This is a genomic window from Stenotrophomonas sp. STEN046 (assembly GCF_056759755.1).
In genome coordinates, this window is the sequence record NZ_JBRRDR010000077.1 from 1 (window position 1) to 7,734 (window position 7,734).

General features: G+C 65.5%; 7 protein-coding genes. 2 read left to right on the forward strand and 5 right to left on the reverse strand.

What is annotated here, in order from left to right; genetic code table 11:
- Positions 1-150: 150 nt before the first annotated feature.
- Together ACVOLJ_RS20600 and ACVOLJ_RS20605 are read right to left on the reverse strand one after the other, a co-directional pair.
- Positions 151-501, reverse strand: coding sequence for a DUF1304 domain-containing protein (locus ACVOLJ_RS20600; protein WP_475280018.1), 351 nt, complete (start codon positions 499-501; stop codon positions 151-153).
- A gap of 33 nt (positions 502-534) precedes the next feature.
- Positions 535-1,860 carry an NTP/NDP exchange transporter gene (locus ACVOLJ_RS20605; protein ID WP_481564973.1) on the reverse strand — a complete coding sequence of 442 codons (1,326 nt, stop codon included), beginning with the start codon at positions 1,858-1,860 and terminating at the stop codon, positions 535-537.
- A 287-nt stretch (positions 1,861-2,147) separates the two neighbouring features.
- Here ACVOLJ_RS20605 and ACVOLJ_RS20610 point away from each other — a divergent pair, with 287 nt between their 5' ends.
- Both ACVOLJ_RS20610 and ACVOLJ_RS20615 read left to right on the forward strand, forming a co-directional pair.
- Positions 2,148-3,548 carry a serine hydrolase domain-containing protein gene (locus ACVOLJ_RS20610; RefSeq protein ID WP_475280020.1) on the forward strand — a complete coding sequence of 467 codons (1,401 nt, stop codon included), beginning with the start codon at positions 2,148-2,150 and terminating at the stop codon, positions 3,546-3,548.
- 93 nt (positions 3,549-3,641) lie between these two features.
- Entirely contained in the window at positions 3,642-4,166 is a 525-nt protein-coding gene (locus ACVOLJ_RS20615) for a GNAT family N-acetyltransferase (protein ID WP_481564974.1), read from the forward strand.
- 82 nt (positions 4,167-4,248) lie between these two features.
- Here the strand turns inward: ACVOLJ_RS20615 and ACVOLJ_RS20620 are convergent, their stop codons facing one another.
- From ACVOLJ_RS20620 to gcvT, 3 genes are all read right to left on the reverse strand, one after another.
- Positions 4,249-4,791: a hypothetical protein gene (locus ACVOLJ_RS20620; protein ID WP_475280022.1), complete on the reverse strand. Its 543-nt coding sequence runs from the start codon at positions 4,789-4,791 to the stop codon at positions 4,249-4,251.
- Positions 4,792-5,566: 775 nt separating this feature from the next.
- Positions 5,567-5,962 carry a glycine cleavage system protein GcvH gene (gcvH, locus tag ACVOLJ_RS20625; protein WP_475280023.1) on the reverse strand — a complete coding sequence of 132 codons (396 nt, stop codon included), beginning with the start codon at positions 5,960-5,962 and terminating at the stop codon, positions 5,567-5,569.
- A 93-nt stretch (positions 5,963-6,055) separates the two neighbouring features.
- Positions 6,056-7,168 (reverse strand): glycine cleavage system aminomethyltransferase GcvT, encoded by a 1,113-nt coding sequence (gene gcvT, locus ACVOLJ_RS20630; RefSeq protein ID WP_475280024.1) that lies wholly within the window; start codon positions 7,166-7,168, stop codon positions 6,056-6,058.
- Positions 7,169-7,734 lie beyond the last annotated feature (566 nt).

The following is a 7,734-nucleotide window of genomic DNA, read 5'->3' on the forward strand; positions in this document are numbered from 1 at the left end:
GCTCCGCGCGGGTGCGCCGCCTGTGTCGTGCCCCCCCCCCCCCGGGCTGCCCCCGCGCGCCCCCCGCCCCCCCCCCCCCCCCCCCCCGGCCCAATCACATGACCGCATTCCGCAACCACCCCACGAGGGGCTGCGCCGTTGGCTGGAAACTCACGCCAGCGCGCGAAACACCAACGCCAGGATCGCCGGCAGCGCCTGGATCATGAAAATGCGGCGGTTCACGCTGTAGGCGCCGTAGCACCCCGCCACCACCACGCAGGCAAGCGAGAACGTCACCAGCACCGGCTGCGCCAGCACCAGCCCAACCACGATGCCTGCCGCCAGGAAGCCGTTGTAGAGGCCCTGGTTGGCCGCCAGCACGCGCGTGGCCTCAGCCTTCCCAAGCGTGTTGCGGAACGTCTTCAGGCCCAGCGGACGGGTCCACAGGAACATCTCCAGCACCAGGAAGTACAGGTGCAGCACAGCAACCAGCACGGTCAACAGCAGCGCGATCAATGGCATCGTTTCACTCCTTGGATAAGCGGGCCGGCGATCTCATCGATCACGCGGCAGTTTCTTTTCTTCGCGCAGCACGCCGAACGCGGCGGCGGTCATGCACGCAGCCACCAGCACGCCGCCGATGAACACCACATGGGAACCCAACAGCGACAGCCCCTTGTGCACCCAGGTGAAGCTCAGGTCCGCACCGCGGTAGACCACGGTGTCGATGGCCGCGCCGGCCTTGTAGCGCCACTGGCGGTCCACACGGGTATAGATGGTCTCGCGGGCAGGCTTGGCCAGCGCGAATTCGCTGGCACGGGTCATCACCTGCACCACCGCCACCATCAACGGCATCGGCGAGGCGGCCAGCACCGAGAAACCGATCAGGATTGCAAAGCCCGGGATCAGCAGCGCCGGGGCGATACCGTGGCGTGACAGCAGCCAACGGGTCAGGCCGAGCTGCATCAGCAGGGCCAGCGCGTTCACTGCCAGGTCGATGCGCGAGAAGAACGCCGTGCTCGCGGCCGGGTCGCTGAAGGCCGCGCGTACGATGCTGGCCTGCTGGTTGTACAGCAGCGTGCCCACGCCCACGCCGAACACCACCATGACCGCCAGCCAGCGCAGCAGCGGCTCGCGCACGATCAGCTTGAGGCCGTCGAGCACGCTGCCCCCCATCGGCTTCTCGCCCGACACCAGCTGCTGTTCGCGCTCGCGCAGCACCGCCCAGTGCCGCAGCCGCCAGATGCAGAACAGACAGACCAGCAGGAACCCGGCCGAAACCAGCATCAGGTTGGCAATGCCCACCCGCTGCACCAGCACGCTGGTGATGAGTGGGCCGAGGAAGGCACCGATGGTACCGGCCGCACCGATGTAGCCGTAGTAGGCACGCGCCTGCGCATTGGAGAACACATCGGCCATGAAGCTCCAGAACACGGCCACCGCAAACAGGTTGAACACCATCACCCAGAGGAAGAAGGCCATGCCGCGCCCCGGCACGCCGCTGTCGAACAGTGCATAGAAGCCCAGCAGGGTGACGATGAAAAACCCATATACCGCCGGCAGGAACACCCGTCGCGGGAAGCGGCTGACCAGCCAGCCGTAGACCGGCTGCAGCACCAGCATGATCACGAACACGCAGGAGAACAGGAACTGCAGCACGAAGTCCTTCAGCGCGATGCCATGGCTGTTGAACCAGGCGATCAGCAGCGGCGGGAACACCGTTTCCAGGTCGGCCGAGGCCGCCATCGCCTCACGCACCGGGCGCAGCACGTAGTAGCCGCTCAGCAGGCAGAAGAAATACAGGAACGACCACCACAGGGCCGGCGACTCGCGCAGCCCGGTGAACAGCCCTCGCAGCGGGCTGGAACTGGCCGCGCTCACGCGGCTCCCCTCGCCTGCGACAGGCGGTTGGACAGCGGCATGGCAGGCTCCGGCGGCGGTGAAGCGCGTACGTTAGCCAATGCACTGCAACATCGCCAGCACAGGCTGCCCCCATCCGCGCAACGGAATGTCACGACGGGGCCCGGATGATATCCGCCGACACACGCTTTTCCGGCACCAAAAGTCCAATTCTTTCAACGAGATGCGCATTCATCTTCGCTTTGTTTGTGCACAGGTGAAAAGCGGCGCTAGAATCATCACCAGCAGTCGCGCACGGGCTCCAACCGATGAAAAAGAACAACCTGCGTCGTCCGATCCGTTCGGCGGCCACCGGCTTGCTGGGCATGTTGATGCCCCTTGCCCTGTCTTCCACCGCGCAGACGCCGCCGGCCTTGCCGCCGATGCCGGCCAACATCGAGTCCGCTGCCGGCGCCACTGTCGCCCACACCCAGCCGGCCGCCTACCGTACCGGGCTGGTGCCGCAGGTGCAGTTGCCCGCGGCCGGCTTCAACGTGGCCAACATCGAATCGATGGCGCAGCAGCTGACCTATGGTGAGCGCGTGCCGGGCATGGCCGTGGCCATCGTGCAGGGTGGACGCGTGCTCAGCGCGCGTGGCTATGGCGTCACCGACGTCAACAACCCGCTGCCGGTCGACGCCCACACCGTGTTCCGCCTGGCGTCGCTGTCCAAAGCCTTCGCTGGCACCATGGCTGGCCTGCTGGTCAACGATGGCACCCTGCGCTGGGACAGCAAGGTTACCGACTACGTGCCGGGCTTCCGCCTGAATTCGCCGGAAGCGACCGACCGCCTGACCGTGGCCGACGTGCTCAGCCACCGCGTGGGCCTGCCGTACAACGCCTATGACCGCGATATCGAAGGCAACGCCGAGTACTACGCGCTGACCCAGAAGCTGGCCAATACCGGCCTGAAGTGCCTGCCGGGCGACTGCTACGCCTACCAGAACGTGGCCTTCAGCCTGATTGGCGATGTCGTCTACGCGGCCTCGGGCAGTTTCTACGAACAGTCGGTCGAACGCCGCATCTTCAAGCCGCTGGGCATGAATGATGCCAGCCTGGGCCTGGCCGGCATCCAGGCCAGCTCGCGCTGGGCGCGTCCGCACGTACGCAGCCGCAATGGCTGGGTGTCGCTGACGCCGAAGCCGACCTATTACCGCGTCGCCCCGGCCGCCGGCGTCAACGCCAGCGCCAGCGACATGGCGCAGTGGCTGCTGGCCCACACCGGCCACCGTCCGGACGTGCTGCCGGCACCGCTGCTGGCCACCCTGCATTCCAGCCTGATCAACACCCCGGGCGAGATGCGTTCGGGCTGGCGCCGCGAGCGCCTGCACTCGGCCGGCTACGCGCTGGGCTGGCGCACCTTCGACTACGCCGGCCACGATGTGGTGTTCCATGCGGGCGCCGTGCAGGGCTACCGTGGCCTGGTCGCACTGGTACCCGAACGCGACCTCGGCATCGCCATCATGTGGAACGGCGAAAGCGGCCTGCCCAGCGGCCTGCTGCCGACCGTGCTGGATGCCGCCCTGGGGCTGCCGTCGCAGCGCTGGCTGGATGTGGATACCGACTTCGGCAGCGACAACCTGATGGCCGAGGGTGCCACCCCGGCACAGCAGGACAAGCGCAAGGGCAAGGGCGCCTCGGGCAACCGCGCCGTCGCTTCGCCGCGCTGAGCCGACAGGCAGGCATCATGCAAGCAGAAGGGCGGCCTCCGGGTCGCCCTTCTTTTTTCGCACGTGCGGCCTCCGCATGGGACACTCCGGAGCATGCAACAGACGCCGGACATCCTTCGAACCGAACGCTTGCTGCTGCAGCCCTTCAAGGCGACAGATGCGGACGAGGTGTTCGGCGCAATCACGCCGACGCTCACCCGGTTCATGGCCTTCGAGCCGCCAGACTCCATTGCGGCATTCAGGGCGATCGGACAAGGGTGGCTGGGCGCGATGGAAGCGCGATCCGAATACACGTTCGTGATCCGCCATCGGCAACGGGGCACCTTCATCGGTATCGCCGCACTGCATGATGCTGCGGAGCCCGAACCCGAACTGGGAATCTGGATAAGCGAGCACGAGCATGGCAATGGCTATGGTCGTGAAGCCGTAAGAGCCGTGGTCGACTGGGCGGCAAACCGATTCTCCGCGTCCAGCTTCCGCTACCCGGTGGCCGAGGAGAACCTGCCCAGTCGCCAACTCGCCGAACGCCTGGGTGGCCAGGTGGTCGCAACGGAGGCGGCGCCGAAGTTCGCATCGGTGGTCTATCGCGTTCCGGCACGCCTGCCTTCGCAGGACTGATCGCCCGGTGGTCCCATAAAAAAACCCCCTCCCCGCTGGGCAGTCGGGGAAGGGGTCTCAGGGTACGGCTATCGGGAAGTACTTAGATCAGCGGCGCCGGGGTTGCCGGAAGAGCCACCGGAGCGGCCTTCTTCTTGCGGGCGGCCGGCTTGCGCTTGGCAACCTTCTTGGCAGCCTTCTTCGGGGCAGCCTTCTTGGTGGCCTTCTTCGCGGTCTTCTTTACAGCCTTCTTGGCAGTCGCCTTCTTGGCTACCTTCTTCACTGCCTTCTTGGCGACCTTCTTGGCCGGCTTGCGGGCGGTGGTTTTCTTGGCGGCCTTCTTTGCAACCTTCTTGGCAGTCTTCTTGGTGGCCTTCTTGGCTACCTTCTTGACGGCCTTCTTCGCGGTCTTCTTTACGGCCTTCTTGGCAGTGGACTTCTTGGCGACCTTCTTCGCCGCCTTCTTCACTGCCTTCTTCGCCGTGGTCTTCTTGGCGACCTTCTTGGCAGCCTTCTTCACTGCCTTCTTGGCGGTCGCCTTCTTCGCGACCTTCTTCACTGCCTTCTTGGCAGCGGCCTTCTTCGCGACCTTCTTCACTGCCTTCTTGGCAGCGGGCTTTTTCTTCGCAGCTTTCTTGGTTGCCATGGTGATGGCTCCTCGTCAGTGATAGGGAGTTGAAACGCCCAGGTGGATCAAACCCGCCCATGCTGCGTGCGGGGACCGCCGGCGCGTCAGGCGCGCCGTTACGGATGCGTTGATGCCTGCCACGTTCGGCGGAGCAGGCATCGGAACAGGGGTCGCCTTGCATTTCTCCGGGGGAAGCGGGGCCATGTCCACCGTCTTGAGGATCGCGGTGGTCTTCGAGGGGCTGCTTCGCATCGGACGATTGATTCTGCGCACTCGGTTTGGCAGGCAAGGTCTGCTGAGGCGAAACCTAATCACGCTTTTTTTTACTGTCAACAACCCCCGCGAAAAATTTTCACATCCGCCGCGTCCCGGACACCCACCCAACTGCCGCCGGCATGCCTCGACAAACGTGGCAAGACACCGCCGCGCGCAACGCCGATACCAGCGCGCGCGCGCAGACACGAAAGAAAAAACACTTGAAATAAGCACTCTGCATGATGCAGGCACAGGAAGAAGGTCAAGTGCAGGCAACGCGTCGGCGCCTGTCCGCACGTGCGCCGACGCGACCACAACGGTCCCGAAACAAGGCTGAAAAATTTTCACATCCCAGCACGCCATTGCGGGGGTGGAAACGCGGATTTGCGCAAAACTGCGCACGCACTTCGGCGGCGATCAGCACCGCCCGGTGCCGTGCCGATGGCATGCGGCGAACCGGTCGGCATGCGTTGGATGCGTCCGCCAAAACGAAAACGGCCACCCGAAGGTGGCCGCGTTCGAACCAGGAAACGACGACTCAGTGCTCGTCGTCTTCCAGGCCTTCAGCGTAGGTATCCGGATCCAGCAGCTCGTTGAGCTCGTCGGTGTTGGTCAGCTCGACCACGTAGATCCAGCCGTCGCCGTAGGCATCTTCGTTGATGGTTTCCGGCTTGTCCGACAGCGCCGAGTTGACCTCGACGACGGTGCCGCTGACCGGGCTGTAGACGTCGGAGGCGGCCTTCACCGACTCGACGACCGCGATCTGCTCGTTGGCCTTGGCGGTCGCGCCGACTTCGGGCAGCTCGACGTAGACCAGGTCACCCAGCAGGCCTTGGGCGTGGTCGGAAATTCCGACGGTAACGCGGCCATTGCCTTCGACACGGGCCCACTCATGGGACTTGAGGAACTTGAGGTCGCCGGGGATCTCGCTCATGGGACTGCTCCAGAGATATGCAGGGGTGGAAAAAACGGGGCTAGTGTAACCAACCGACCGCCACTGCTGTCAGTGACGGCCGGCACGTTCGGATCACGCGTCGGTGAGCACGCCGGGCTGGGCCTGGCCTTCGCGCACGAACGGGAACTTGACCACGCGCACCGGCACCTGCCGGCCACGGATGTCGACGGTGACTTCGCCGAGTTCACCGGCCGGGACGCGGGCGAACGCGATGCCCTTGGCCAGCGTTGGCGAGAAGGTTCCGGACAGGATCTCGCCCTGGCCGCCGGCGGTGGTGACGGCCTGGCCGTGGCGCAGCACGCCCTTCTCATCCATCACCAGGCCGATCATCTGGCGTGCGTTGCCGGCGGCCTTCTGCGCCTCCAGCACGTCGCGGCCGATGAAGTCCCGGCCTTCGTCCAGCGACACGGTCCAGGCCAGCGCCGCTTCGTACGGGCTGATCGCTTCGTCCATGTCCTGGCCGTACAGATTCATGCCGGCTTCCAGGCGCAGCGTATCGCGCGCACCCAGGCCGGCCGGCTTTACGCCGGCGGCGATCAGGCGGTTCCAGAATGCGACCACGGCATCCTGCGGCAGCAGGATCTCGAAGCCATCCTCGCCGGTGTAACCGGTGCGGGCGACGAACAGCTCGACGCCATCGTCGGACTGCACCTGCAGGGCGGCAAAGCGGCCGAGCCTGGTCAGCGCTTCACGGTCGGCGTCGCGCGCCAGGCCGATGACGATGTCGCGCGCCTGCGGGCCCTGCACGGCGAGGATCGCCAGGTCCGGGCGCTGTTCGACCGAGACGTTGAACGGGGCGGCCTGCTCGCGCAGCCAGGCCAGGTCCTTCTCGCGGGTGGAGGCGTTGACCACCATGCGGAAGAAATCCTCACCGAGGTAGTAGACGATCAGGTCGTCGATGACGCCGCCCTGCGGATTGAGCATGCAGGAGTACAGCGCCTTGCCGGTGGCCTTGAGCTTGTCCACCGAGTTGGCCAGCAGGCGACGCAGGAACGGCTTGACCTGGTCACCGCGCAGGTCGACGACGGTCATGTGGCTGACGTCGAACACACCCGACTCACGACGCACCAGGTGGTGTTCGTCCAGCTGCGAGCCGTAGTGGATGGGCATGTCCCAACCCCCGAAATCGACCATCTTGGCGCCAAGGGCGCGGTGGGTATCGTTGAGCAGCGTCTTCTGGGTCATGACCGGGTCCGGCAGCAGAGGAAACAAGAACGCGCATTATCCCAGATCGGCCGGTCGCTGGTCGTGCCGCAGCGCAGCGGGGGGGGTTGTGGCCGGCCTGCGGCCGGCAGCGCTTTCTACAAGCCAAAGCCAGAGCCGAAGCCGAAGCACGTCGGCTCCGGGGTACTGCGGACTGGCCGGGGCGGTGTGGGGTTACGGGACACGCCGCAAGTACGTCCGTGTAGGCTCAGCCGCGCCATCCATGGCGCGGATGGTCCCTCCACCCCACACCACCCCGACCTGACACTCTCCCGCGGCGGAGCGAACGGCAACGGCAAGTGCAGGAGCAGATGTGGGTGTCGATACATATATAGAGGAACCCGACCCGCGAGCGCAGCGACCGGCTTTTGCTTTTGCCCTTCATTTCTTTTACGTGGGCTGGACGCACACGGAAACTGTCGGGGGTTGGGCGGGTGGGCTGGGGAGGGGTATACGCGCCCTGGGTTGCGCGGCTTAGGCTAAAGGGTAGTATTAACCGCCTCCCCCTCCCCCGGGGCGCCGCCCCCCCCCCCACCCAACAACAACAC

Excerpts from the sequence above, each read along its gene's own strand:
- ACVOLJ_RS20600 (WP_475280018.1), bottom strand. The coding sequence starts at position 501 with ATGCCATTGATCGCGCTGCTGTTGACCGTGCTGGTTGCTGTGCTGCAC.
- ACVOLJ_RS20610 (WP_475280020.1), top strand. The coding sequence starts at position 2,148 with ATGAAAAAGAACAACCTGCGTCGTCCGATCCGTTCGGCGGCCACCGGC.
- ACVOLJ_RS20615 (WP_481564974.1), top strand. The coding sequence starts at position 3,642 with ATGCAACAGACGCCGGACATCCTTCGAACCGAACGCTTGCTGCTGCAG.
- ACVOLJ_RS20620 (WP_475280022.1), bottom strand. The coding sequence starts at position 4,791 with ATGGCAACCAAGAAAGCTGCGAAGAAAAAGCCCGCTGCCAAGAAGGCA.
- gcvH (WP_475280023.1), bottom strand. The coding sequence starts at position 5,962 with ATGAGCGAGATCCCCGGCGACCTCAAGTTCCTCAAGTCCCATGAGTGG.
- gcvT (WP_475280024.1), bottom strand. The coding sequence starts at position 7,168 with ATGACCCAGAAGACGCTGCTCAACGATACCCACCGCGCCCTTGGCGCC.